Consider the following 26,202-nt stretch of genomic DNA (forward strand, 5'->3'; position numbering starts at 1 on the left):
AAGCTCTTAGTATTTGTCGCCGTAGTATTCCTGCTCGCTGACCATGCGGGTCTCGAGGGAGCAGACATTTTCGATGCTGCAGACGATGGTGTCGCCCGGCTGGCAGTCAACGATACCGTGCGGTGTGCCGGTGCAGATCATGTCGCCCGGGTTCAGAGTCATGACCTTGCTCAGGTATTCGATCACGAAGGGCACGTCAAAGATCATGTCCTTGGTGGAGCCGTCCTGAGTCAACTTGCCGTTGACCGTGGTGGTCAGTTTCAGCGCGTTGGCATCAGGGATGTCAGCGGTATCGACAATCCAGGGACCCATCGGCAACAGAGAGTCACGGCTCTTCACGCGCAGGTTCGGACGGTAGTAGTTTTCCAGATAGTCGCGGATCGCGAAGTCATTGCAGACAGTGTAGCCGGCAACGTAGTCCAGTGCGTCTTCACGCTTGATATTCTTGCCGCTCTTGCCGATCACCGCTACCAGCTCACACTCGTAGTGCTGGTATTCGATACCGTCGGGACGGTAGCTCGCCTGCTTGTGGCCGGTCAGCGTGTTGGCATGCTTGATGAAGATCAGCGGCTCTTTCGGCGGCTCGAACGCCAGTTCAGTCGCGTGATCGGCATAGTTGATGCCCAGCGCGAAAATGGTACCCGGTTCTTTTACCGGCGGCAGCCAAGTGATCTGGTCAGAATCCAGCGCCACGTTCAGCACTTCACCTTCTGATGTGGTGATACGATCATTGGCGTCAATGTCGATGTCCAGCTCGCGGCCGTCAAATACGATACGTGCGTGTCTCATGACTCAGGCACCTCCCAGCGTGTTGTTCAGGGTGCCGACACCCTCGATGCTTGCTTCTACCTTGTCACCCTTGGCAACGGCAACGCGATCACCGGCGAAGCCGACCGCGATGATTTCGCCTGCCTGCAGGGTCATGATGCGTGAAATGATGCTGATCAGCTCGGCAACACTGCGCTCCATGTTGGCCAGCTCGAAGCTGCTTTTCTGCTCGCCGTTAACGCTGACAGTCACAGTCAGGGCGTCCGGGTTGGCGATCTTGTCAACGGCAACGATTTCAGGACCTACAGGTGCAGATGCGTCCAGGCACTTGCCCTTGATGTCGGGGCGGTAATAGCTCTGTTCCGGCAGGGAGTAGTCGGCCACGACAGTGTAGCCGCCGACGTATTGCAGGGCGTCTTCAGCGGATACACGGCAGGTTTCCTTGCCGATCACCACGCCGAGGCTGGCGCCGACAACCATTTCGGCAACGTCGTTGCCGTCGAAGTCCTTGGCCCACTCGACTTCAGCACCGTCAACACTCCAGGTGTTGCGCGGCTTGTAATACAGAACCGGCTGAGTCGGGGGCTTTTTGTAGGGGGCGTCGTTGAATGTGGCGTCCAGAGCAGCCAGCTGCGCCTTGTCGTTCAGGGCGACACAGACCAGCTTGCTGTTGACCAGAGTGTTTGCAGTCATGATTAACCTTCTCGTGTTATGACCGGCAATTAATAGCCGGCCTGAGGTTTTTCGTCTTCAACCGGAGCGCCCTGTTTGAAGCGCTGTGCCAGCTTGCGGGTTTCGTTGGCCAGAATCATGGTGTCGACACCGACACCCACGAAGTTGGCACCCTGCTGGACATAGGTCTCTGCCAGGGACGGGTCCAGGCAGAGCAGGCCGGCATACTTGCCGGCATCGCGAATCTTGTTCAGCCCCTTGTTGATGGTCTCGACCACCACCGGGTTGCCGGCATCACCGATATAGCCCATGGAGGCAGACAGGTCGGACGGTCCGATGAATACGCCATCGACACCTTCCACCGCCAGGATAGCGTCCAGATTCTGCATGGCGCTTGCGGTCTCCACCTGAACGATCAGGCAGATTTCATCGTTGGCCTTTTTCAGGTAACCCGGCACCTGGTTCCAGCGTGCGGCGCGGGCCAGGGAAGTGCCCAGGCCACGAATGCCCTGTGGCGGGTATCGTACCGCTTGTACCAGCTGAGCCGCCTGCTCGGCGGTTTCCACCATGGGAACCAGCAGTGTCTGTACGCCGATGTCGAGCAGCTGCTTGATCAGAGCGGTATCGCCTTCAACGCAGCGCACGATCGGTGCGGTGTCATAAGGTGCGATCGCCTGCAGGTGGCTCATGATGGTGCGCAGATCGAAAGGTGCATGCTCACCATCGATCAGCAGCCAGTCGAAACCGGCAACGGCGGCGATTTCAGCCGCGCTGTTGTCCGGCAGACCCAGCCACAGGCCGTACTGGGTTTCGCCGGTGGCTAGACCTTGCTTGAAGCGGTTTTTCGGCAGTTCCATACTGCGATCTCCTGTCGGCACAAGCTTATTCGAAGTGCAGTGTCACACCGCCCAAAGAGCCGAAATCGGCGTGAACGGTATCGCCGGCCTTGACCGGTACCGGACGGGTAAAGGAACCGGACAGAATCACCTGACCAGGCTCCAGGCCAATACCGTGTGGTGCAAAACGCTTGCATACCCAGGTGATCCCTTTCAGCGGGTTGCCCAGTACGCCGCCGGCAAGGCCGGTTTCTTCGATCTGACCATTCAGGTATAGCATGCAACCGGCCCAGCGCAGATCGATGTCCATCGGCTTGATCGGGCGTCCGCCCATAACGATGCCGGCGTTGGCTGCGTTGTCGGAAATGGTGTCATACACCTTTCGAGTGTAGCCGGTTTCCGGATCAGTACGCAGGCAGCGAGCGGCAATCAGCTCCAGCGACGGGATGACGTAGTCAGTGGCGTTGATGACATCAAAAATGGTGACGTTCTCGCCAAACAACGGCTTGTTCAGAACAAAAGCGAGCTCCACTTCGATACGCGGGTCGAGGAAGTCGGATGCCTTGATGGTAGCGCCGTCATCAAACAACATGTCGTCCAGCAACACGCCATAGTCTGGCTCGTCGATGTTGGAGGACATCTGCATGGCGCGAGAAGTCAGGCCGATTTTGTAACCGATCACCTTGCGTCCTTCACTGATCTTGCGATCAACCCAGGCTTTCTGCACGGCATAGGCGTCAGCCATGTTCATATCGGGGTGGTCCAGTGTGAGCGCCGGAATCTGCTTGCGGTTGACTTCGGCTTCATACAGACGATCGGCCGCGGCCTGGATCTGCTCTTTATTCAACATGCTCGGATGCACCTTTCTTGTTGTCCGGTTTGTTCGCGCTCTGTGCCATGTTTTCCTGCACAGGTTATCTGAAATTCATTTTAGTTAAGATGTTAAGTAAGTCAATACCTCACGCTGATTCGTGCCATTGTGCGGTGCACAGAGTGAACCTCATGGCAACTTGTCCACACAGGCATAACGCTATCTGCGACAATGTCAGGCCGATTTTTGGCGGATCTATTCTTGTGCACGGCGCGCCCAAAAGCTGTGCAGGTGTCGCTGTCATCGTATTGACAAAAGTTAATATGTTAATTAGATTCGGCCTGTTTGGCCGTAGTGCCGGGACTTCCATGTGGTCCGGTTCTGCAGGCGCATCCATCATCTGGAGGAGTGGAGCCATGCCCCATTTTATCGTTGAGTATTCTGGCAACCTGCACGATCGACTGGAATTCCAGGAACTGTTCAAGGCGCTGCATGAATATGTGGTGTCCACCGGACACTTTCCGCTGGGTGGCGTGCGCAGCCGTGCCATTCGCTGTAACGATTTTCGGGTGGCTGACGGTCGTGAGGACTTTGCGTTCCTGAACCTGAACCTGAAGATCGGACATGGCCGAGATATGGCGCTGAAGCAGGAGGTTGCGGAAAACGTCTTTCGTATTTTGTGCGATTGGATGAAACCGATCACCGACAACAGTTACTGCCAGATTTCGTTTGAAATGACTGAGCTTGACCCTGTGCTCAAGTTCAATAAGAACAATATTCACGCCCTGTTTGCCGCCAAATCCTGAGCGGCAGCCGGCGAATACATAACAAGCGTGGCCAGAGCGGAGCACCGTATCAGGCCCGATATTGGCTGGATAAACGGCCTTTAAACCACTTCCGAGCAACAGACTTTAGATTCAGGAGACAGACCATGAAAACCTTTTTCAAGTCGCTGGTGGGCGCTGCTGCCCTGACACTGGGGATGGCTGCATCAGCGAGCGCATCCGCAGAAACGACACTGGTAGTCGGTACCTGGCAGCCGCCTGGTAACCCGATGAACACCATTGTGTGGCCGACTTGGGCCGAGTGGGTTGAGGAGGCGACCGAAGGGCGTGTCAAGGTCAAGATCGAGCAGGATGTCGGGCATCCCAAGACCTACTTCCAGCTGGTTGAAGATGGCGTCATCAATGCGGGCTGGAGTTATCACGGCTATGTGCCGGGTCGCTTCAAACTGCCAATCGCCGTTGAACAGCCGGGGCTGGGTGTCAGCGCCGAGGCGGCATCTGTTGCGCTGTGGCGTGTGCAGGAAAAATATTTCGCCGATGCAGGCGAGTTTGAAGGCCTGACGCTGCTGGCCATGCTGACGCATGGTCCTGGTCAGATTCACTCCATCGACCCGATCAACAGCCTGGCTGACCTGAAGGGCAAAAAAATCCGCATCGGTGGCGGTGTGCAGACCGAAATCGGTGAGCGCATCGGCATCACCCCTGTTGCAGCCCCTGGCTCCAAGGTCTATGAAATGATGCAGCAGGGTGTTATCGATGGTGTGTTCATGCCGGTAACCGAGCAGAAAGCGCTGCGTTTGACTGAAGTGGCACCGAACCTGACCGTGCTGCCGGGTGGCATGTATTTGGGCAGCTTCTCCATGTTCATCGACCCTTACTTCCTGGAAGAGCTGGACCCGAAAGATGCCGAAGCCATTATGAGCGTATCCGGTGAAAAACTGTCTGCTTTGGCCGGTCGTGCCTGGGATGAGGCAGATAAAGAGGGCTTTGAGGCGGCCCGTGCAGCCGGTGTAACGATCAATGATCTGACAGCCGACTCTGCATTGGTACAAGAGTTCAATGAGTTGATCAAGGGTATGGACGACGCCTGGATCGAGAGTGTTTCCGACCGTGGTGTTGATGCCCGTGCCGCTCTGGAAGAGTTGCGCAGTATCGCACGCGAGTACGAAGCTCAGAAGCAGGAGTGATCCATGTCCGTAAGTGCCTGGATTAAGGAGCACTACGACGAGAAGGGGCCAGCCTTGTGGTTGGCCTTTTTCCTCGAAGCAGTGGCTTCCCTCGTTCTGTTCATTCTAATGGCATTGACCTGTGTCGATGTCATAGGCCGTTACCTGTTCAACAGCCCGCTGCACGGCGGTACCGAGCTGACCGAGATCGGTCTGGCCGTGATGGTGTTTGCGGCCATGCCGGTAGTGACCTGGCGCGGGGGCCACATTGTGGTCGATCTGCTGGATCGCTTTCTGGGATCGGTGATTGTAAAGGTGCTGGCGCTGTTTGCCGCGTTGGTGATGTCCTCTTCACTGTATTTTCTGGCCTGGCGCATTTTCGAACTGGGTGAGCGTTCGATTGGGCGTGGAGTCGTGACCGAGTTTCTGGGGATGCCCAGCGGTTACGTGGTGATGTACATCGCCGTGATGAGCTGGGCCACCGCGTTCGGCATGATCACCTATGGCGTGTATCGCATCCTGTTTCAGGATAAACACTAACCAGAACCGGTACGGGTAGAATTATGTCAGTTATCTTGATCGGCTTTGCCGTTCTGCTTTTTCTGATCATTGTGGTGCGGATGCCGATCGCATTCGCCATGGGTCTGGTCGGTTTTTTTGGTTTTTCGGCCTTGATGGGGCTGGAATTTGGAAATCTGGACAGCTTCCGCTGGACTGGCCCGCTGTCGATGGCCTCCAACCGCGTGATCGACACCGTACAGGAATACAGCCTGTCGGTGATTCCGCTGTTCATTCTGATGGGCAACCTGGTAACACGTTCTGGTTTGTCGCATGAGTTGTATCGGGTTTCCCATGCGTTTCTGGGACACCGCAAGGGCGGTCTGTCCATGGCCACCATCGTGGCCTGTGGCGGCTTCTCCGCCATCTGTGGTTCCAGTCTGGCCACCTCGGCTACCATGTCCAAGGTGGCAATGCCGCCGATGCGCAAGTACGGCTACGCCGACTCGCTGGCGGCGGCCTCCATTGCGGCCGGTGGCACGCTGGGTATCTTGATTCCGCCGAGCGTGATTCTGGTGATTTACGGTCTGCTGACCGAGTCCTCCATCCGTGAGCTGTTTGCGGCCGGCTTCATTCCCGGTTTTCTCGGCATCCTGCTGTATCTGGTGGCAGTACGCTATGTGGTCTGGCGCAATCCGAAGGCGGGCCCGGCCGGTGAGAAGACCTCCTGGCCCGAGCGTCTGGATGCGCTGAAGGGTGTGTGGGGTGTACTGATCCTGTTCACCGTGGTGATGGGCGGCATCTACCTGGGTGTATTCACCCCGACCGAAGCGGCCGGCATTGGCGCCGGTGGTGCCTTCCTGATCACGCTGTTCCGCGGCCGCCTGACGTTGGCGACCCTGTTCGACACCCTGGCGGATACGGCGCGCACCTCGGCGATGCTGTTTGCAGTGGTGATCGGTGCGCTGATCTTCTCCGACTTCATCAACCGTGCCGGTCTGCCGGACATGCTGCTGGAGTTCGTGACCTCCATGGATGTGGCGCCGATCGTGGTGATCTTCGCGATCATGGGGATCTACATCGTGCTGGGCATGGTGTTCGAGAGCCTGTCGATGATGCTGCTGACAGTGCCGGTGTTCTACCCGGTGGTCGCTTCGCTTGGCTATGACCTGGTGTGGTTTGGCATCGTGGTGGTGGTTGTGACCGAGATCAGTCTTATCACGCCGCCGGTGGGCATGAACGTGTTTGTGCTCAGTGCGGTGCTGCGTGATATCAAAACAGGGACTATATTCAAGGGCGTGACACCCTTCTGGATGGCGGATATTGTGCGCCTGATGCTGATCATCTTCATCCCGTCCATTGCGCTTATCCTGCCAGAGGTGCTGTACCGCTAGAAGCTGCTGCTCACCCAGGGACGGGTGGGCGAAAGTGTTACGAAGATTACACTTGTCTGGTTGTCAAACTGTCTGTAGTTTCAGACTTGGAACTCCACTAAACGGAGTCGGGTCTGCAGCAGCACTTCCGTTGACTGCTACTGGGACTGAAGCAGAAGCGTTGAGCAACTTTTGTAACGAAAGTGGCAACAGCTATTTGCTTAAAACGATAAAATGATACAATAATTGTGAACCAACTATACTTATAAGTATCACAACGCGTATAACCACAACAAGCAGGAGCAATACCATGATTAAAACAATAAAATTTGCCACCAAAGCTGCAGCGCTGGCTGTGGGTCTGTCTGCATCAGCCAATGTGCTGGCAGCTGACACCACACTGATCGTTGGTACCTGGCTGCCGCCGACAGCGGTACAGAACGCTGTCGTATGGCCGACCTGGGCGAAGTGGGTTGAAGAAGCCACTGAAGGTCGTGTCGAAGTCAAGATTGAATATGATGTAGGTCACCCGAAAACCTATTTCCAGCTGGTTGAAGACGGCGTAATCGATGCTGGCTTCAGCTATCACGGTTATGTACCGGGCCGCTTCAAGCTGCCAATCGCGGCTGAACAGCCGGGCATGGGCGTAGGCGCCGAAGCTGCCTCTGTTGCCCTGTGGAACGTACAACAGAAATACTTCGACAAAGCGAATGAATTTGAAGGTCTTGAGCTGCTGGGCATGTTTACTCATGGTCCGGGCCAGCTGATGACCACTTCTCCGATCAATAGCATCGGTGAACTTAAGGGCAAGAAAATCCGCATCGGTGGTGGCGTTCAAGCCGAGATCGGTGAGCGCATGGGCATTGCCCCGGTTGCAGCTCCGGCCACCAAAGTGTACGAGATGATGCAGCAGGGTGTTATCGATGGAGCACTGCTGCCCCTGGGCGAGCAGAAGGCCCAGCGTCTTGCTGAAGTGACCAATACCCTGAATGTGATCCCGGGCGGCATGTACCTAGGTACTTTCTCCATGTTCATCAACCCGGACTTCCTGGCTGATCTGGACCCGAAAGATCGCGAAGCGATCATGAGCGTGTCCGGTGAAAAACTGTCTGTACTGGCAGGCCAGGCGTGGGAACAGGCCGATATCGATGGTCTGGCCTTTGCACGTGAACAGGGTGTAAACGTAGTTGAGCATGATGAGTCTTCTGCATTCGTACAGCAGTTCAACAAGCTGGCTGACGGCATGGATCAGGTCTGGATCGACAGTGTTTCCGACCGTGATGTTGATGCCGCAGCGGCTCTGGCTGAGATGCGCAAAATCGCACGTGAGTACGAAGCTCAAAAACAGGAGTGATCCATGTCATTCGGTGCTTGGTTGAATACGCACTATGACGAGAAGGGGCCGGCCAAATGGCTGGCCTTTTTTCTTGAACTGGTGTCGTCTGCTGTACTGTTTATTCTAATGGGACTGACCTGTGTTGACGTGGTCGGCCGTTATGTATTCAACAGCCCGTTACATGGAGGTACAGAGCTGACCGAGATTGGTCTGGCCGTGATGGTGTTTGCGGCCATGCCGGTAGTGACCTGGCGCGGGGGCCACATTGTGGTCGATCTGCTGGATCGCTTTCTGGGATCGGTGATTGTAAAGGTGCTGGCGCTGTTTGCCGCGTTGGTGATGTCCTCTTCACTGTATTTTCTGGCCTGGCGCATTTTCGAACTGGGTGAGCGTTCGATTGGGCGTGGAGTCGTGACCGAGTTTCTGGGGATGCCCAGCGGTTACGTGGTGATGTACATCGCCGTGATGAGCTGGGCCACCGCGTTCGGCATGATCACCTATGGCGTGTATCGCATCCTGTTCCAGGATAAACACTAACCAGAACCGGTACGGGTAGAATTATGTCAGTTATCTTGATCGGCTTTGCCGTTCTGCTTTTTCTGATCATTGTGGTGCGGATGCCGATCGCATTCGCCATGGGTCTGGTCGGTTTTTTTGGTTTTTCGGCCTTGATGGGGCTGGAATTTGGAAATCTGGACAGCTTCCGCTGGACTGGTCCGCTGTCGATGGCCTCCAACCGTGTTGTCGACACCGTACAGGAATACAGCCTGTCGGTGATTCCGCTGTTCATTCTGATGGGCAACCTGGTAACACGTTCTGGTTTGTCGCATGAGTTGTATCGGGTTTCCCATGCGTTTCTGGGGCATCGCAAGGGTGGTTTGTCGATGGCGACCATCGTTGCCTGCGGTGGTTTCTCTGCCATCTGTGGTTCCAGTCTGGCCACCTCGGCCACCATGTCCAAGGTGGCGATGCCGCCGATGCGCAAGTATGGCTATGCAGACTCGCTGGCGGCGGCCTCCATTGCGGCAGGTGGCACACTGGGTATTTTGATTCCGCCCAGCGTAATTCTGGTGATCTACGGCCTGCTGACGGAGTCCTCCATCCGTGAACTGTTTGCGGCCGGCTTTATTCCCGGCTTCCTGGGTATTCTGCTGTACTTGGCAGCGGTACGCTATGTAGTCTGGCGCAACCCCAAAGCCGGCCCTGCCGGTGAAAAGACCCCGTGGTCTGAACGACTGGTCGCGCTGAGAGGCGTCTGGGGTGTTCTGATTCTGTTCACTGTGGTGATGGGCGGCATTTATCTGGGTGTGTTCACCCCGACCGAAGCGGCTGGCATTGGTGCCGGTGGTGCCTTCCTGATCACTCTGTTCCGAGGCCGTCTGACACTGTCGACCCTGTTCGACACTCTGGCGGATACAGCCCGCACCTCGGCGATGCTGTTCGCGGTGGTGATCGGTGCATTGATCTTCTCCGACTTCATCAACCGTGCGGGTCTGCCGGACATGTTGCTGAACTTCGTGACCTCCATGGACGTTGCGCCAATCGTGGTGATCTTTGCCATCATGGGGATCTACATCGTGCTGGGCATGGTGTTCGAGAGCCTGTCGATGATGCTGCTGACGGTGCCGGTGTTCTATCCGGTTGTTGCTTCGCTTGGCTATGACCTGGTGTGGTTCGGTATCGTCGTGGTAGTTGTGACCGAGATCAGTCTTATCACGCCTCCGGTGGGCATGAACGTATTTGTGCTCAGTGCAGTGCTGCGGGATATCAAAACAGGGACTATATTCAAGGGCGTGACACCCTTCTGGATGGCGGATATCGTGCGCCTGATGCTGATTATCTTCATCCCGTCCATTGCGCTTATCCTGCCAGAGGTGCTGTACCGCTAAGGCGGTGCAGCGTCCGAACGGGTCTTTGTACCGATAAGGAGTTCAACAATGTTGCCAGATGTAAAAAAGATTCTGTACGTATCCGATCTTGAAAGTGGCTCCCGTCCGGCATTCCGCGCTGCGGTAAGCCTGTGTGGTCATTACTCCGATTCCCAGATCACCTATCTGCATGTTATCGAGTCGCTGTCGGGCACCACCCGCAGCGTGCTGAGCAACATGATGGAAAAGGAAGAGATGGATGAGCTGCTGAAAAAGGGTGTGGAACAGTTCAGTGAGAAGATTCAGGAGCGTATTGAGCGTTTCTGTGCGGATGAGCTGGAAGAGCATGAAGTCCTGAGTCTCAAGAACATTAACGCCCGTGTTGAGGAAGGTACACCCTGGAGAACCATTCTGAAGGTTGCCGATGAAATCAATGCGGATGTGATCGTGATGGGTACGCGCAAGCACAGCTCCATCGGGCAGATGCTGCTGGGCTCTACGGCAACCAAAACGCTTGGGCATTCAAAACGTCCAGTACTGGTTGTGCCTTTGGGTACTAAGTGAACAGTTACGCGATTGCAGTTAATTAAAAAATGGGGCTTATTGCCCCATTTTTGTCTCTTCCGCCCTAAGCTGCCACTATACGCATCCGAATTTTCCTGACGGGATGGTGTTATGTCCCCCTTGATCCTGAAGTTTTTGCCGTTTCTGCGCTGGCGTGGCCAAATTACACCGGACAGCTTAAAGGCCGACTTCATGGCTGGCCTGACCGGGCTGGTGCTGGTGCTGCCGCAGGCGGTGGCCTATGCCTTCATTGCCGGGCTGCCGCCTGAGTATGGCATCTATACGGCTATTGTCTCTTGCTCCGTTGCCGTGTTGTTCGGTTCATCCTGGCATCTCGTCTCGGGTCCGACGGCCGCACTCGCAATTGTTGTGATGAGCGTGATCAATGGGTTGGGCAGCCACACGCCTGAGCAGTACATCGCACTGATGATCAGTCTGACCCTGCTGACGGGGGTGATTCAGTTGGCACTGGGTGTATTCAGGCTTGGTACGCTGGTCAATTTCATATCACATACGGTGGTGATCGGTTTTACTGCTGGGGCGGCGGTTCTGATTGCCGCCAGTCAGCTCAAGCACCTGTTGGGGGTAGAGCTTGGTTCAGGGCTATCTCTTTGGCAAACCATTGAACAACTTTGGGCGCACTGGGAGTCGGTCAACCTGGTCGCGGTGCAGGCCGGGGTGATTACCATACTTGTTGCGGTAGTGGTTCGCAGCATCAATCGCCGTTTACCTTATTTGTTGCTCGGCATGGCCGCTGGCAGTCTGGCCTGCTTTCTGCTGGACAGTGATGGCAGCAGGGTGGGGTATGTGGGGGCATTGCCGGGGCAGCTACCGGTACCATCGCTGCCCGAGTTTTCCTTTGCCAGCCTAAAATCACTGGCTTCGGGGGCGCTGGCGGTAGCTTTGCTTGGGTTGATCGAAGCGGTGTCGATCGCTCGTGCGATAGCGGTGCGTTCTCAGCAGCATATTCACGGCAATCAGGAGTTGATCGGGCAGGGGATGTCGAATCTGGTAGGCAGTTTCTTCAGTTGCTTTGCCAGCACCGGCTCTTTCACCCGCTCCGGTGCCAACTACGATGCAGGAGCGCGTACGCCATTGGCAACTGTCTTTGCCTCAGTAATGCTGGCACTGGTTGTGGTGATGGCCCCGGCGATTACCGAGCGTCTGCCACTGTCGGTCATGGCGGGTTCCATTCTGCTGATTTCCTGGAATCTGATCGATTTTGGCAGTATCCGTCATATTCTCTCCAGCAGCCGCTCCGAAGCGGCGATCCTGCTGGTGACTCTGTTTTCTACCTTGTTGGTTGAGCTGGAATTCGCCATCTATATTGGTGTGCTGCTGTCGCTGGCGATCTACCTGCGGCGCACGTCTCAGCCACGGATCGTGCGTGTAGCTCCATTGCAGCAAAGTGAGCGTCGGCATATGCGCAATATTCAGCGCTACAATCTTGAAGAGTGCCCACAGCTTAAGATCATCCGGGTGGATGGATCGCTGTTTTTTGGTGCGGTGGACCATGTGCAGCAGCAGATTCGGCAGTTGACGGCTCCAGGCAGTGGAGTGCGCCATATCTTGCTGGTGGGTAAGGGAATCAACTTCATTGATGTGGCCGGTGTCGAGATGCTGCATCAGGAGATCAACCGGCTGGAGCGGTTGGGTGGAAAACTGATGATCTGCTCACTGAAGGGCACGGTAATGGATGAGCTGGAGCGCACAGGGGCACTGAAGTCGTTGGGCGACGATCATTTCTATGAAACGCCCAAAACGGCGCTGGCCGATCTGATCCCAATGTTGGACCGGGATCGCTGTGACAGTTGTACGGTACGTATTTTCTCAGACTGCCCACCACCGCCACCCGAAAAGGTGTGAGCGAGGCGGGCGTTGCTGCTTGTCAGTACTGTGACTCAGTGCTGAAGGAAGTCCAGCACCATGCGGTTGAACTTGTCGGCATGTTCCCATTGAGCCCAGTGACCACACTGGTTGAAAATATGCAGCTCGGAGTTGGGAATGCCGGCAATCAGGCGCAGGCCCGTGTCCATCGGTACAAAGCGATCGTTGCGGCCCCAGATGACCAATGTTTGCTGCTTGATTTCGGGTAGGCGCGGGCTGAAGTCCGGGAACTGTTTCGGGTTGGCTTCAAGACTCTTGACGAAGTTTTCCAGATGGTCGCGGCGCTTGAGCATGTTGTCCAGACGGGCTTGGAACAGCTCTTCGGTCAGGTCGCCGGTGTCAAACACAAACACCGACATCATCTTCTTCAGGTTCTCGATGGTCGGGTCACGGTATAGACCCTGCAGCAGCTTGATCCCCTCTGCCGGCATTGGTGTGAACAGGCTGGCACCACCGGTGCCACCGCCCATCAGGACCAGCTTGCCCACACGCTCGGGATTTTCCAGGGTAAAGGCCACGGCGCTGTGGCCCCCCATGGAGTTACCGAGGATATGGATTTTGTCCAGCCCCAGTGCATCGACGACTTCTTTAAGGGCACGGGCGTTCAAATCGGAACGTGAGCTGGTGCAGACGATGGAGTCACTTTTGCTCCAGCCGGGGCAGTCGAGCAGAATGACACGGTAACCGGCGTTGACCAGCGGTTCAATATTACGGTTGAAGTTGGCCCAACCGCTGGCACCGGGGCCGGAGCCGTGCAGCATGACTACCGTTTCGCTGCCTTCGCCGCAGTCGTTGTAGTGCAGCTTGAGCGGCTGGCCATCCAGAGTAATGTCGATGAAGTGGCTGCTGTCGGCTTCAGTGATGTTGATGCTCATTTAATTCTCCAGTCTCTTAAAGCAGTACACCCCGGCATGGGCCAGGGTGAGTGTAAAACGAGGTCCGTGTTACTGCGGAATCTGCCGGAAGCCGCCGTTGAGGTAGATCAGCGCTTCGCCATCTTCGCGCTCGCGCATCCCAAGCACCTCACACAGGAAGGCATGATGGGTGCTTTCGTCAAATACCTTGACCACGCGGCAATCAAAATTGGCCAGTGCACTCTGCAGTGTTGGTGCGCCAGTAGCCAGTGTATCCCATTGGCCATATTCAAAGCGGGCTTCACCCTGTACGTCCTTGATCATGCCGGCGAAGGCCTTGGCAACGTCTTCCTGCTCACCAGCCAAGACGTTGACGCAGAGGGCACCGGTTTTCAGGATCAGTTCGCTGGCATAAACGCCCTTGTTGACGAAGACAACCAGGCGAGGAGGGTCGGCGGTTACTGAGCAGACCGCCGTAGCAGTCAAACCGGCGCGTGCCTTGTCGTCACCGCTGGTAATGGTACTTACGCCCATGGCGAAGTGTCGCATGCCCCGGCAGTGTTCTTCGGCGCTGACCATCGGTTTCTCATTCAGCTCGGTGTTGGGTGTCCAGTCGAGCAACTGGTTGATGTGCTGATTCATGGCGCTATCTCTTGTTATGGATCAGAAGCCCCCGGCTTTCTGCCGGGGGCAACAGCATCAGGCCTTGACGCCAAACGGGTTGGGCTGGGGTAGCGGGTTGCCCAGCAGCTGACCGCCGAGCAGGTCACCGATGTTGTCCTGGTTCTGGGTGATATGGTTGGCACCCACCAGGATGTCGCGCATCTGACGCTGCATCGGATTGTTGAGCCAGACACCGCGGGTGGATGTCTTTTTGAAGATCATATGTGCCGCATCGAAGCAGTCACCACCGGTAAACTGGTTGGTAGCGAAGTGGCGTACACGCACATCGGTCGGCACCAGTTCGCCACGGGAAGCGTAGCTCCAGGCCTCATCGGTGTTGGAAAGCACGCGGGCTTCGGCCGCCGTGATCTTGGCGAAGGCTTCGCCCAGTTTGCCCTTGATGAACGGATCGTTGACCGCAGCTCCCACTGCCTGATTGAGGTTCTGGCGCGGCACCATATGTTCCACATACAGATCGACCATGCCACGGGCCATGCCGATGATGACGGACGATACGGCTGCGTAGAACACGAAGAAGAAGGGGACCTTATACAGGTTTTCCACATGGCCGTGGGATTCCTGGTCGTAGGCGCCGATCACGTGGCTGCGGTAAGCTGGTACGAAAACGTCCTTGATCACCAGCTTTTTGCTGCCAGTGCCGGCCAGCCCGACCACGTGCCAGTCATCAACGATCTCTTCGATCTGTTCGCGCTGGATCCAGAAGGAGCGGAATACCATCTCGCCGTTCTCCTGTACCCGACCACCTACAAAAGCACCACCTTCGGCATGGTCGCAGCCGCTGGAAGTCAGCCACTCGCCGTTCAGGCGATAACCGCCTTCAACCGCATCCACAGTACCAAACGGTGCGTAGGAAGAGGAAACCAGGCGCGTATTGTCATCGCTCCACAGTTCGTCGCCCACCTGCTCAGGCAACAAACCTACCTCAAAGGGGTGGACACCCAGCACCATCACGTTCCAGGCGCTGGACGGGCAGCCGCGCGCCAGTTCGATCAGAACGCGGTTAAGCGTGTTGGGGTTCATTTCATAGCCGCCCCAGCGCTTGGGCTGCAGAATTTTGAAGAATCCGGCTTCCTGGAATGCCTGAATGGTTTCTTTCGGGACCATGCGGGCCTGCTCACAGGCATCGGCACGTTCGCGCAGCATGGGGATCATGTCGCGGGCGCGTTGTACGATCTCTTCTTCGGTCGGAATCTGGGTGACGATAGCGTTCATATCGGTCTCTCCTGAAAATATATTTTATTGTTCAGCTGTGGTCAGCTCAGGCGGGAGTGGCGCTGACCACGCCGTAGCCCGCAATCCATTCATTGATCGGTCGGTAGTAGTCCTTGCGTGCCTGGTAAGGGCCTACAGCGGCAAGTGCTGCAAAGGCGGCTACCCAAGTGCGAACTTCGTGTGTTGAGCGCCCTGCCTCTGCCGAGATCTGCTGGATATCGAACTCATCCACCTGATCCAGCTCACCGCTGAGCAGGAGTTCGATGAACGCTTCATCCCAGGCCGCATTCAGCGGAGTCTGCTGACACAGCTCGGAGCCGTAGATCTTGCCGGCAGCAATGGTGCGTGCCTCACGGGCAGCGCGGGCTTCTGGTGTCGGGTTGCGGCCACAGATCAAGAACTCCTGAACCTCGGCAGGGGACTCGGCAAGAAGAGGAACAGGCGGTTCATGCGACAGGCCGCCAGTGCCCAGAATCAGGACGCGCTTGTTCAGCCCGGCAAGGAATTGGCCAACGGCTTCACCCAGTTTGCGAATGCGACGATAGGGCACAAAGGGTGGTGCCACCGAGTTGATGATGATCGGAATCACCGGGTAGCGGGTCAGGCTGCCGGTCATCTCTTCCAGGGTCTGGGTGCAGCCGTGATCCACCTGCAGGCGATGGGACAGAGAAATATCCAGATCATTGTCCATAAGGTGTTTGGTCAGCTCCAGAGCCAGTTCGGCATCCACCGACAACGTGCCTGGCAGGGTGGAGTAGTCACCGACCGATTCGGCTGCAGTAGCCACTACGAAGGGAGGCATCAGGTCGTAGAACAGACCGTTGTAGTGATCAGGGGCGAAAATCAGTATCAGCTCGGGATCGAAGGCTTCCACTTCTGTCCGGGCTTTAGTCAGGACTGCATCCACTTCAGCCACAACATCAGCACCGGGGTCGTTGCGACCGCGCAGTGGAGTATGCGACAGGCATTTAAGCATGATACTCATAATCTCTTCCTGTTTTTGTTATCGGATGCAGATATTTAATAGTCTGTCCGGTATTGAAAGAAATGAAACCGAAACAAAGTCGGTCTGCATTTAAAGCTATGTGAATAACAGGCAGGGTAATAAGACTAAAGTGGCATGTTAATATTTGAATACAAACGGCCGAGCCGATTTACCCGCTGTGTTGAAATGGATTTTGTACAGGGAGGGAGGCAACATCAAGCGAAAACACACCCTATGTGCACATAGTGAACATAGGTGTGGACAAGATTAATCAATGACGGGGTTCAAGCGGGCTTCTATTCGACCGATCACGGACTGCATCGCTTCAAGGTATCGACGGGCTGCTTCTTCAATGGTCATGGCGTCAGCTATATAGACCAGGTTCAGGCAGCCCAATACACGATCATCATGGCGGATAGGTAGTGCAATCGCGGCAATGCGACCCTCTTCACCCCAGTCCCGGTAGTTTGAGCCGTAGCCATCCTGGCGTGTCTTGCGCACCAGTTTGTCGATGTAATTCTGATCCTGCGCCAGGCCACTCTGGCTGTCGTTGCGATTGGCCAGCAGCTGCAGAATATGTTGACGTTCCTGCTCAGGGCAGTTGGCAATGTAGGCACGACCTGCTGCAGTCAGCAACATGGGCAGTCGGCGACCTACCATAGAGCGGTGGAAAGACAGTCGGCTGAAGCGGTGGGTGGTTTCACGAATTACCATCGCATCCACATCCAGTGTTGAGATATCCGTTGGCCAGACAACCTGCTGCATCAGCTCGCCCAAGAGGGGAGCAGCACATTGGGACACCCACTGTTCGTCCCTGAAACCCTCGCTCAGCTCACGCACCTTGAGTGTCAGCAGATAACTGTCATCCGATTCGCTGCGGCGCACGTATCCTTCATGCTGCAGAGTTTCAAGCAGCCGCCTCACTGTGGTGCGATGCAACCCGGTCTGTTGTGCCAGCTCGGTGATACGAGCACCGCCATCACAGCGGTTGAGACAATTGAGCAACTGCAGGCCGCGAATCAGGCCCTGAACCCGTTTGTATTCCCCGCGGGCAGGCTCGTTCTGTTGCTCGGTCATGCTCATATCTCCTGTTGATACGTTGTGCACATAGTGCACCTTGGGTGCGATTTATGTTGCTGCGTTGGAACAGCAGTTTCTATACTCCGTTGCATAATAAAAATATGCAATAACGGAGTCCACGGTGTTAATAACCAGCTTGCTCAACTGTGTTCAGCATTTATATACGTCGGCAAAAGATATTATTGTTGATCTGTATATATCAAAAAACTGTGAACAGTATATCAATCAAGCTGCCGTTTCAGGTATGGCCCCGGATATAAATATGCTGCTGCCTGCTCAGTTTTGCTGTTTTTCATATCTCACAGCCACTATCGCTGGTATCCCGTCTGGTCTTTCCGAAAGTTTGCCCCCGGATATCAACTCATCGCCCACCTGTGGTGTCATTCAGGGTTACAGTTTCAATGACAGATGAACAACAGTTACAGACACTGGCCTTGCGTCTGCGAGCAGCAGAGCAAGAGGGCAGTGTGACCTCTCCGATTCGTGAGCAGCTGCAGTCTCAGGATGCCGCATCGGCTTATCGTATTCAGCAGATCAATACCGAGCATGCCGTGTCGCAGGGGCGGCGCATCGTAGGGCGCAAGATCGGTCTCACCAACCCGCGAGTACAGGTTCAGCTGGGGGTGGATCAACCGGATTTCGGCACCCTGTTTGCCGATATGAGCTACGGCGACAACGACTTGATTCCTTGCGACCGCGTGATGCAGCCGAAGATCGAAGCCGAAATCGCTTTCATCATGGAGCGTGACCTGCCACAGCAGGACTGTACTCACGCCGAGTTGATCCAGGCAATTGGTTGGGTATTGCCGGCGCTGGAAATAGTCGGCAGCCGCGTTGCCGACTGGGATATCCGCTTCGTGGATACGGTAGCCGACAATGCATCCAGTGGCTGTTTTGTGCTGGGGACTCCGGCCCGTCGCATTGATGATGTCGATCTGCGCGGGGCTCGCATGCGGATGACCCGCAACGGTGAAGTGGCATCAGAAGGCAGTGGGGCCGAATGCCTGGGCAATCCGCTTAACGCCGCGCTTTGGCTGGCACGTACCATGAGTCAAATGGGTACGCCGCTGCGTGCCGGCGATCTGGTATTGACAGGTGCACTTGGGCCGATGGTGGCCTGTGCTCCTGGCGATCAGTTTGAAACCGAAATCAGTGGCATTGGCCAGGTGGCCGTCACCTTTGCACAGGCCTGAGCCAGTTCTCGGGTGTCTTGGGAGTCAGAATGAAGAAATTGAAAGTCGCCATCATCGGTTCCGGCAATATCGGTACCGACCTGATGATCAAGATCATGCGCAACAGCCGGTACCTGGAAATGGGCGCCATGGTTGGCATCGACCCTGCCTCTGATGGCTTGGCCCGTGCCGCTCGCATGGGGGTGGCCACCACACACGAGGGCGTTGAGGGGCTGGTTCAGATGCCGGTGTTTGCCGATATCGACTTTGTGTTTGATGCCACGTCTGCCGGTGCGCATGTGAAAAATGATGCTTTTCTAAGGCAGTACAAGTCAGATATCCGTTTGATCGACCTGACTCCGGCGGCAATTGGCCCGTATTGTGTCCCGGTGGTGAATCTGGAGCAGAATCTGGATGCCAAGAACGTCAACATGGTGACCTGTGGTGGCCAGGCGACCATTCCTATGGTGGCCGCGGTATCCCGTGTAGCCAAGGTGCACTACGCCGAAATCATTGCCTCGATCTCCAGCAAGTCGGCCGGGCCCGGTACCCGTGCCAACATCGATGAATTTACCGAAACCACATCGGAAGCGATCAGTGCGGTGGGTGGTGCGGCCAAGGGCAAGGCCATTATTGTTTTGAATCCGGCTGAGCCACCGCTGATTATGCGCGATACGGTATACGTCCTGTCTGAAGCAGCGGATCAGGCACAGGTGGAAGCATCCATCGAAGAGATGGCCGCGGCCGTTCAGGCCTATGTGCCGGGCTACCGGCTCAAGCAGAAGGTCCAGTTTGATCTTATTCCTGAGGACCAACCGCTCAATATTCCGGGTGTGGGGCGTTATTCGGGACTGAAAACCTCAGTTTTCCTTGAGGTTGAGGGCGCGGCTCATTATCTGCCTGCCTATGCCGGCAACCTCGACATCATGACTTCAGCAGCCATGGCCACCGCCGAGCGGATGGCTGTTTCCATGCAAGCGCAGTAACAGGAGCGGAAACATGTCATTCAATCCAGGCAAGAAACTCTATATCTCCGACGTGACCCTGCGTGACGGCAGCCACGCAATTCGACACCAGTACTCGCTCGATAACGTTCGCGACATTGCTCGTGCGCTGGACAAGGCGAAAGTAGACAGTATTGAAGTGGCTCATGGCGATGGCCTGCAGGGTTCCAGCTTCAACTACGGCTTCGGCGCCCATACCGATCTGGAATGGATCGAGGCGGTGGCGGATGTGGTCGAGCATGCTCAGGTCGCTACGCTGCTGCTGCCCGGGATCGGTACCATTCATGATTTGAAAGCGGCCTACAATGCCGGAGCCAGGGTGGTGCGTGTTGCTACGCATTGTACCGAAGCGGATGTATCGAAGCAGCACATCGAGTGCGCGCGTGAACTGGGCATGGATACCGTTGGCTTCCTGATGATGAGTCACATGACCACGCCTCAGGGCCTGGCGCAGCAGGCGAAACTGATGGAAGGCTACGGCGCCACCTGTATCTATGTGGTGGACTCCGGTGGCGCCATGGGTATGCAGGATATCCGTGATCGCTTCCGTGCTGTCAAAGATGTACTGGACCCGGCAACGACTACCGGCATTCATGCTCACCACAACCTGTCACTGGGCGTTGCCAACTCCATCGTTGCGGTGGAAGAGGGTTGTGATCGTATCGACGCATCGCTTGCCGGAATGGGAGCCGGGGCCGGTAATGCGCCGCTGGAAGTGTTCATCGCTGCTGCCGAGCGGATGGGCTGGGAGCACGGTACCGATCTTTATACCTTGATGGATGCTGCCGATGAGTTGGTACGGCCGCTGCAGGATCGTCCGGTACGTGTCGACCGTGAAACGCTGGCGCTGGGGTATGCGGGCGTTTACTCCAGCTTCCTGCGTCACTCCGAAGTAGCGGCGCAAAAATATGGTCTCAAGACAGTCGATATTCTGGTGGAGCTGGGCAAGCGCCGGATGGTCGGTGGTCAGGAGGACATGATCGTGGATGTGGCGCTGGATCTACTTAATCAGCGCTGAAACAACAGACAACACTCTGATAAACATAACTAAAACAGGTATAGCAATGAAAAAACTGAAGACTACCGTGGCCTTGGTTGCCACGCTGGGTGCCCTCTACAGCACTTCTGCCATGAGCCAGACCGTCATGCGTTTTGCCAGCTGGATGCCGCCGACGCACCCGGTGAACGAAGTTGTTCTGCCAACCTGGAAAAAGTGGATCGAAGACGCTACCGATAACCGGGTGACACTGGCGGTGGAGTACAACATGGGTCACCCGAAAACCATGTTCAACCTTGTGGAAGACGGTGTTGCCGATGCGAGCTGGGGTTACCATGGTTATGTGCCGGGCCGTTTCCGTCTGACTCAGATTGTTGAACAGCCGCTATTGGGTGTGTCTGCCGAAGCGGCTTCGGTGGCGCACTGGCGCGTTCACAACAAGTATTTCCAGGGTGCGCCGGAGTTTGACGGTCTTGAACTGGTGGCGTTGGTCACGCATGGCCCGGGTCAGGTACACAGTACTTTCCCGGTCAACAGCATGAGTGACCTGCAGAACAAGAAGATCCGCATCGGCGGCGGGGTACAGGCCGTGATCGGTGAGCGTGCCGGTCTGGTGCCGGTGGCCGGTCCTGCGCCCAAGGTTTACGAAATGCTGCAGCAGGGAGTCATCGATGGGGTGTTCTTGCCGGTGTGTGATGTCAAAAATCTGCGTCTGGACGAAGTGATCACTCACTCTACCCAGTTGCCGGGTGGCATGTACCTGGGCAGTTTCTCCTTCTTCATCAACCCGGACTTCCTCGCCGATCTGGACCCGAAAGACCGCGAAGCGATCATGAGCGTGTCCGGTGAGCAGCTGTCGGCGCTGGGTGGTCGTGCTCAGGATGAGTCCGATGTGGCTGGTCTTGAGGCTGCCAAGGCTGCAGGCGTTAATATCAACGTCGTCGCTGAAGGAGCTCCTCTGGCGCAGGAATACGCACAGTTGGCAGAAGGCATCGACGATGCCTGGATCGAGAGCGTGGCGGATCTGAAAGTGGATGCCCGTGCAGCGCTGGACGAGCTGCGTGCAGTAGCCCGTGCCTATCAGGCTGAACTGGACAAGTAAGCAATTACTTACACGGTACCAAAGCCGGCCTTGTGGCCGGCTTTTTGCGTAAGTGGACGGCACTCAATACCGTAATTTGGGTTACATTCGACCCGGCTCTTAATATACTCGGGAAAACCCAACCATGAGAGAGTGAGCCGTGTTTACACAAATCGCAACGCCAGCCTTCTACGATACAGATGGTCTTGGTCATATCAACAATACCCGCGTGCCCCAATGGTTCGAGGGTGCGCGCAATGAATTGTTTCGTATTTTTACACCCGATCTGGATATGAAAAAGTGGCAGCTCATCATGGCGCGGATTGAGGTCGACTATGTGGGTGAGCTGTTTTACGGTCGCGATGTCGAAATTCGGACCTACGTCTGCAAGATCGGCAACAGCTCTTTCACCGTGTATCAGGAAGCCTGGCAGGATGACAAGGTTGGCGCCAAGGGCAAGTCATTTATGGTACGTTACGACTTCGCCAACGGGCGAGCACAATCGCTGACTGATGAACAGAAAGCGATGCTGCAGGTGCATTTCAAAGAGGTTGACTGAGTCAACAGGCAGCTATCCACTTAACAGGGAGTGATCATGTCCTCATCGGATCCGTTTACCGTTTCTCAGGGCTTCAAGTGGCTGCTGGGTATTGCCGCCTTGATGGTTATACTGGGCGCATTGAAACAGGCTGAGGCCATTGTCATTCCCGTCTTGTTGGCGTTCTTTGTTGCCATCATATGTACACCGCCACTGGCCTGGATGACCTCTCACCGAGTGCCCCCCTGGTTGGCGATTGTGCTGTTGGTGGTCGGGCTTGTAGTGTTTGGCTCTGTGCTGGTGTTGTTTGTGGGATCAGCCATCGATACCTTTACTTTGCGGTTGCCTACCTATCAGACGCGCCTACAGGAAGAAGCGGTCAAATTGGTGCCCTATTTTGAACGGCTGGGACTGCCCGTAACCCGTGACCAGATGCTGAATCACTTCAACCCGGCATCCTTGATGCGGTTGGCAGGCAATGCTCTGACCAATCTTGGGAGCCTGCTGACCAATCTGCTGCTGATCGTGTTTATCGTGATTTTCCTGCTGCTGGAAGCAACACTGCTGACAGACAAGTTGCACAAGGCGTTGCCCAGTGCTGAAAAGTCGCTGGATCAGGCCGGCAACTTCGTGCGTCAGGTGAATACCTATCTGGTGATCAAGACGACCATCAGTATTGCAACTGGCCTGCTGATCAGTTTGTGGTTATGGATTCTGGGTGTGGACTTCGCCCCGCTGTGGGGGCTCATCGCTGCCTTGATGAACTTCATACCGAATGTGGGTTCCATCCTGGCCGCCATTCCGGCTGTACTGCTGGCTATCGTGCAGCTGGGCGTACCCGATGCCGCCCTGGTTGCTGCAGGTTACATCGCCGTGAATGTGCTTATGGGGAATATTCTGGAGCCACGCTTTATGGGTAGTGGGCTTGGATTGTCACCGCTGGTGGTGTTTCTTTCCTTGATGATCTGGGGCTGGATGTTTGGTCCGGCAGGAATGTTTCTGTCAATACCGCTGACGATGATCGCCAAGATAGCACTGGAGCAGAACCCTTCGACTCGCTGGATCGCCATCATGTTGGGTAACTGAAAACACTGTCGTTATCATGATTCTGAGCTAATCTTCTACTGCTGACAGACAGGTGGCGGTGGATCATGGAAAGGAAACAGAGCTGCGGATTGCGCTTGCGATGGGTTATCAGCTTTACCATCATGCTGAGCATGTTGGCATTGAGTGCGATTCTCGTGATCAACGCCTATATGGGGCAGCGGGATGTGCTGCTGGAAGCCAGTCGCAGCTCCGCCCAGCAGTTTGCCAGCAAGCTTGATTCCGAGACCCTGCGGCTGATTCAGCCACTGCAAAGTACGCTTCGACTACTGGTGCATGACCCTTTGACCACTGCCGAGCAGCTGGAGCAGCGCCTGCAGCGGCTACCGGTTTTGGTTGAAGCACTGCGCGCCAATCCTGTGATCAGTGCTGTGTATATTGGTTATCCTGACCATAGCTTCTGGTTGGTACGGTCGTTGCGACAGTCTGCGTTTCGTCGTTCTGTATCCGCGCCTGAGGGGGCGGCATATCTGGTACAGAGTGTTGAAGCAGCCACGACTGACAGGCCCCAGAGAGCCCGTTGGCTGTTTGTGACTGATCAGCTTGAGGTGATCAGTCAAAATGACAGACCGGATTATATTTTTGATCCTCATACTCGCCCCTGGTATCAGTCGGCGCTGAATGCACAAGCCCCAATCCTGACCGCCCCCTATTTGTTCTACACCACGCGAGAAACCGGAGTGACTCTGGCTTTTAAGGGGGCATCGGGTGCGGTAGTCGGTATAGATGCCTCAGTTCAGGATATATCGTCGGAGCTGGCACGCATGAGGCCTGAACAAGGCTATGAGCTGGTCGTAGTTGACCGGCTCGGACGTACGTTGGCATACCCTGAAGTTGAAAAAATGATTGTACGTCAGGCGGGCGGTATTCGCCTGGCAACACTGGATGAGCTTCAGGTGCCCGCACTTGACCAGTTGATGAGTCAATCAAGTAAGCCCGGCGAGTTGATCGGCTACACGGCGGAGGGGCGCGAGTGGTACGGCGTGCGCGTTCCCATGCTGGCGCTGGCCGATGAATCGCTGGAGCTGTTGATGGCGGTGCCTGCTGAGCAGTTGTTGGCCAATGCTCACAGGCATGGGCAGCGGATGCTGCTTTGGTCACTGGCGTTTACTCTGTTGTTGCTGCTGATCGGCTACTGGCTGGCACACTGGGTAGTGAAGCCGCTGGATCAGCTGTCCGAAAAGGTGCTTGCGCTGACGCAATTCGACTTCAGCGGGTCGGTACAGGTGCGCTCCCGGATCAAGGAGGTGCGTGACCTCAGTGGTATTATCCAGCGGCTGGTGACGGTTGTGCAGCATTTCCAGTCGATCAGCAAGACATTGGCCCGTGAGCGTCGTCTGGAGCTAATGCTGCCGGACGTTGCGGGGGATCTGAAGGCCAGCATGGAGGCGGACAGCTGTGCCATCTATCTGTACGACTACGACCGGCACGCACTGGTACTGTCTACTGTTCATCAGCCGCGGAGTATAACTCATTGTTTTCCCGAGATTATCGCTGTCGACGAGCCGCGAACGTCGTACCAGGTGGCAGCCGTCAGAGATGCCTTGGCCGAAGCTGACGGCGTTATGGTGACGCCGCTTAAGGGGCGCTACAAATATCCGGCCGGTGTGATGGTGCTTCGAATGAATGGCGACGCCCGTGTGGATGGTGACTCTGTCTCTGGCTTCCTGGAAGAGCTGGCTGGCTCTGCAGCCACGGCCATCGAAACTCGGCAGCTGCTTGAGGCGCAGGAGAAGTTGCTCGATGCGATCATTCGGTTGCTGGCGGATGCGATAGATGCCAAGTCACCCTATACCAGCGCTCACTGCGAGCGAGTTCCCATTCTGGCCGAAATGCTGGTGGATGCCGCCTGCAAAAGTGAGAGTGGGCGCTTCAATGCGTTTCGCATGGATGAGCAGGAGCGGTATGAATTTCGCTTGGCGGCCTGGCTGCATGACTGTGGCAAGATCACCACACCTGAATATGTGATGGATAAGTCCACCAAGCTTGAAACCCTTTACAACCGAATTCATGAAATCCGAACTCGGTTTGAAGTATTGTGGCGCGATGTGGAGATTGCCTATCTCAAGGGGGTTATTGAGAGTGGAGCGGAACCCCAGCTGCGTGAGCGTCGTGACCGGCAGCGCCGTCAGTTGCAGCAGGAGTTTGAAATCGTGGCTCGCTCCAATGTGGGCAGCGAGAAGCTGCCTGATGACGATATCGCCAGGTTGCATAAAATTGCATCTCGCAGCTGGGCGCGTCATTTTGATCGTCGGCTGGGTTTGTCACAGGCTGAACTGGATCGACTGCCGAATGATGATGAGCGCCTGCCTGCCCGTGAAATGCTGCTGGCTGATCGAGTTGAGCATATTATTCCCTGGGGCGATCGCAGGCCCCCGGTAGAGGCCAGCAACCCGGATAACATCTGGGGCTTTGACATGCCCTTGCCGGAATATGAGGCCAATCAGGGTGAGCTGTACAACCTGACGCAGGTCTATGGGACCTTGACGGCGGAGGAGCGTTTCAGCATCAACAACCACATCGTGCAAACCATCCGCATGCTGAGCATGCTGCCACTGCCTCCGTCACTGCGCCGTATTCCGGATATTGCCGGTAATCATCATGAAAGAATGGATGGTGATGGTTACCCGCGGAGGCTGGATGCTGAGTCACTCACAGTACCGGAGCGTATCATGGCGCTGGCAGATGTTTTCGAAGCGCTGACCGCTGCCGATCGCCCCTATAAAACGGCCAAAACGCTGTCGGAATCATTGCGGATATTGGCCTTCATGTCTCGTGACGGGCATCTGGACCCAGAGGTGTTTTGTCTCTTTCTTGAATCGGGGGTTTACCTTGAGTATGCCCGTCGCTTTCTCAAACCAGAACAGATCGACAAAGTCGATCTGCGACAGTTGATATTGCTATCGCGGTCCGCCAAACACGGCTGA

The 26,202-nt window shown here is 55.9% G+C and carries 25 protein-coding genes; 16 read left to right on the plus strand and 9 right to left on the minus strand.

The annotated features are described in order from the left end of the window. Positions 1-6: 6 nt before the first annotated feature. The 4 genes from CFI10_RS04500 to hpaH are packed head-to-tail and all read right to left on the minus strand — an operon-like array spanning position 7 to position 3,126. On the minus strand, positions 7-789 hold the full coding sequence (locus CFI10_RS04500) for a fumarylacetoacetate hydrolase family protein (RefSeq protein ID WP_206839931.1): 783 nt from the start codon (positions 787-789) through the stop codon (positions 7-9). Between the two features lie 3 nt (positions 790-792). Then, positions 793-1,461: a fumarylacetoacetate hydrolase family protein gene (locus tag CFI10_RS04505; RefSeq protein WP_206839940.1), complete on the minus strand. Its 669-nt coding sequence runs from the start codon at positions 1,459-1,461 to the stop codon at positions 793-795. 29 nt (positions 1,462-1,490) lie between these two features. Further along, positions 1,491-2,297, minus strand: coding sequence for a 4-hydroxy-2-oxoheptanedioate aldolase (gene hpaI / locus CFI10_RS04510; RefSeq protein WP_206839942.1), 807 nt, complete (start codon positions 2,295-2,297; stop codon positions 1,491-1,493). A gap of 25 nt (positions 2,298-2,322) precedes the next feature. Next, complete coding sequence (gene hpaH / locus CFI10_RS04515; protein ID WP_206839944.1) at positions 2,323-3,126, minus strand: 2-oxo-hept-4-ene-1,7-dioate hydratase; 804 nt, start codon at positions 3,124-3,126, stop codon at positions 2,323-2,325. Positions 3,127-3,503: 377 nt separating this feature from the next. Between hpaH and CFI10_RS04520 the strand changes: the two genes are divergently transcribed. The 9 genes from CFI10_RS04520 to CFI10_RS04560 all read left to right on the plus strand — a co-directional run bounded on the left by CFI10_RS04520 (position 3,504) and on the right by CFI10_RS04560 (position 12,543). Further along, positions 3,504-3,893: a 5-carboxymethyl-2-hydroxymuconate Delta-isomerase gene (locus tag CFI10_RS04520; RefSeq protein WP_091827985.1), complete on the plus strand. Its 390-nt coding sequence runs from the start codon at positions 3,504-3,506 to the stop codon at positions 3,891-3,893. A 125-nt stretch (positions 3,894-4,018) separates the two neighbouring features. Further along, a complete protein-coding gene (locus CFI10_RS04525) occupies positions 4,019-5,059 on the plus strand; it encodes a TRAP transporter substrate-binding protein (protein ID WP_091827984.1) in 1,041 nt (346 codons plus the stop codon). 3 nt (positions 5,060-5,062) lie between these two features. After that, positions 5,063-5,578, plus strand: a complete 516-nt coding sequence (locus CFI10_RS04530; protein ID WP_091827983.1) for a TRAP transporter small permease — start codon at positions 5,063-5,065, stop codon at positions 5,576-5,578. Between the two features lie 23 nt (positions 5,579-5,601). Continuing rightward, positions 5,602-6,930 (plus strand): TRAP transporter large permease, encoded by a 1,329-nt coding sequence (locus CFI10_RS04535; RefSeq protein WP_206839946.1) that lies wholly within the window; start codon positions 5,602-5,604, stop codon positions 6,928-6,930. Between the two features lie 289 nt (positions 6,931-7,219). Next, positions 7,220-8,263 (plus strand): TRAP transporter substrate-binding protein, encoded by a 1,044-nt coding sequence (locus CFI10_RS04540; RefSeq protein ID WP_206839948.1) that lies wholly within the window; start codon positions 7,220-7,222, stop codon positions 8,261-8,263. A gap of 3 nt (positions 8,264-8,266) precedes the next feature. Continuing rightward, on the plus strand, positions 8,267-8,782 hold the full coding sequence (locus CFI10_RS04545) for a TRAP transporter small permease (RefSeq protein ID WP_206839951.1): 516 nt from the start codon (positions 8,267-8,269) through the stop codon (positions 8,780-8,782). 23 nt (positions 8,783-8,805) lie between these two features. After that, entirely contained in the window at positions 8,806-10,134 is a 1,329-nt protein-coding gene (locus CFI10_RS04550) for a TRAP transporter large permease (protein ID WP_206839952.1), read from the plus strand. A gap of 48 nt (positions 10,135-10,182) precedes the next feature. After that, on the plus strand, positions 10,183-10,677 hold the full coding sequence (locus CFI10_RS04555) for a universal stress protein (protein ID WP_206839954.1): 495 nt from the start codon (positions 10,183-10,185) through the stop codon (positions 10,675-10,677). Positions 10,678-10,788: 111 nt separating this feature from the next. Further along, positions 10,789-12,543 (plus strand): SulP family inorganic anion transporter, encoded by a 1,755-nt coding sequence (locus tag CFI10_RS04560; RefSeq protein ID WP_206839957.1) that lies wholly within the window; start codon positions 10,789-10,791, stop codon positions 12,541-12,543. A 35-nt stretch (positions 12,544-12,578) separates the two neighbouring features. On the opposite strand, the gene CFI10_RS04565 is transcribed toward CFI10_RS04560, so the two are convergent. From CFI10_RS04565 to CFI10_RS04585, 5 genes are all read right to left on the minus strand, one after another. After that, the gene (locus tag CFI10_RS04565) at positions 12,579-13,439 is read right to left on the minus strand and encodes an alpha/beta fold hydrolase (RefSeq protein WP_206839958.1); all 861 of its coding nucleotides are present in this window, start codon (positions 13,437-13,439) and stop codon (positions 12,579-12,581) included. A 69-nt stretch (positions 13,440-13,508) separates the two neighbouring features. Next, a complete protein-coding gene (locus CFI10_RS04570) occupies positions 13,509-14,060 on the minus strand; it encodes a flavin reductase family protein (protein ID WP_091828138.1) in 552 nt (183 codons plus the stop codon). Positions 14,061-14,117: 57 nt separating this feature from the next. After that, positions 14,118-15,314 carry an acyl-CoA dehydrogenase family protein gene (locus CFI10_RS04575; RefSeq protein ID WP_206839961.1) on the minus strand — a complete coding sequence of 399 codons (1,197 nt, stop codon included), beginning with the start codon at positions 15,312-15,314 and terminating at the stop codon, positions 14,118-14,120. A gap of 46 nt (positions 15,315-15,360) precedes the next feature. Next, on the minus strand, positions 15,361-16,299 hold the full coding sequence (locus CFI10_RS04580) for a 3-carboxyethylcatechol 2,3-dioxygenase (RefSeq protein WP_206839963.1): 939 nt from the start codon (positions 16,297-16,299) through the stop codon (positions 15,361-15,363). 267 nt (positions 16,300-16,566) lie between these two features. Beyond that, entirely contained in the window at positions 16,567-17,376 is an 810-nt protein-coding gene (locus CFI10_RS04585; RefSeq protein WP_206839965.1) for a DNA-binding transcriptional regulator, read from the minus strand. 404 nt (positions 17,377-17,780) lie between these two features. On the opposite strand from CFI10_RS04585, the gene mhpD reads away from it, so the two are divergent. The 7 genes from mhpD (at position 17,781) to CFI10_RS19155 (ending at position 26,202) form a co-directional block, all read left to right on the plus strand. Beyond that, complete coding sequence (gene mhpD, locus CFI10_RS04590) at positions 17,781-18,572, plus strand: 2-keto-4-pentenoate hydratase (RefSeq protein ID WP_206839967.1); 792 nt, start codon at positions 17,781-17,783, stop codon at positions 18,570-18,572. Between the two features lie 29 nt (positions 18,573-18,601). Further along, positions 18,602-19,537 (plus strand): acetaldehyde dehydrogenase (acetylating), encoded by a 936-nt coding sequence (locus tag CFI10_RS04595; protein WP_091828144.1) that lies wholly within the window; start codon positions 18,602-18,604, stop codon positions 19,535-19,537. Positions 19,538-19,550: 13 nt separating this feature from the next. Next, positions 19,551-20,573 carry a 4-hydroxy-2-oxovalerate aldolase gene (gene dmpG, locus CFI10_RS04600; RefSeq protein WP_206839976.1) on the plus strand — a complete coding sequence of 341 codons (1,023 nt, stop codon included), beginning with the start codon at positions 19,551-19,553 and terminating at the stop codon, positions 20,571-20,573. Positions 20,574-20,619: 46 nt separating this feature from the next. Continuing rightward, positions 20,620-21,654 (plus strand): TRAP transporter substrate-binding protein, encoded by a 1,035-nt coding sequence (locus CFI10_RS04605; RefSeq protein ID WP_206839978.1) that lies wholly within the window; start codon positions 20,620-20,622, stop codon positions 21,652-21,654. Between the two features lie 139 nt (positions 21,655-21,793). Continuing rightward, the gene (locus CFI10_RS04610) at positions 21,794-22,192 is read left to right on the plus strand and encodes an acyl-CoA thioesterase (RefSeq protein ID WP_206839981.1); all 399 of its coding nucleotides are present in this window, start codon (positions 21,794-21,796) and stop codon (positions 22,190-22,192) included. Between the two features lie 36 nt (positions 22,193-22,228). Then, positions 22,229-23,257: an AI-2E family transporter gene (locus tag CFI10_RS04615; RefSeq protein WP_206839990.1), complete on the plus strand. Its 1,029-nt coding sequence runs from the start codon at positions 22,229-22,231 to the stop codon at positions 23,255-23,257. 65 nt (positions 23,258-23,322) lie between these two features. Next, positions 23,323-26,202 carry an HD domain-containing phosphohydrolase gene (locus tag CFI10_RS19155; protein ID WP_242530110.1) on the plus strand — a complete coding sequence of 960 codons (2,880 nt, stop codon included), beginning with the start codon at positions 23,323-23,325 and terminating at the stop codon, positions 26,200-26,202.

Origin of the sequence: Marinobacterium iners (assembly GCF_017310015.1) — a bacterium.
Lineage (GTDB): Bacteria > Pseudomonadota > Gammaproteobacteria > Pseudomonadales > Balneatricaceae > Marinobacterium > Marinobacterium iners.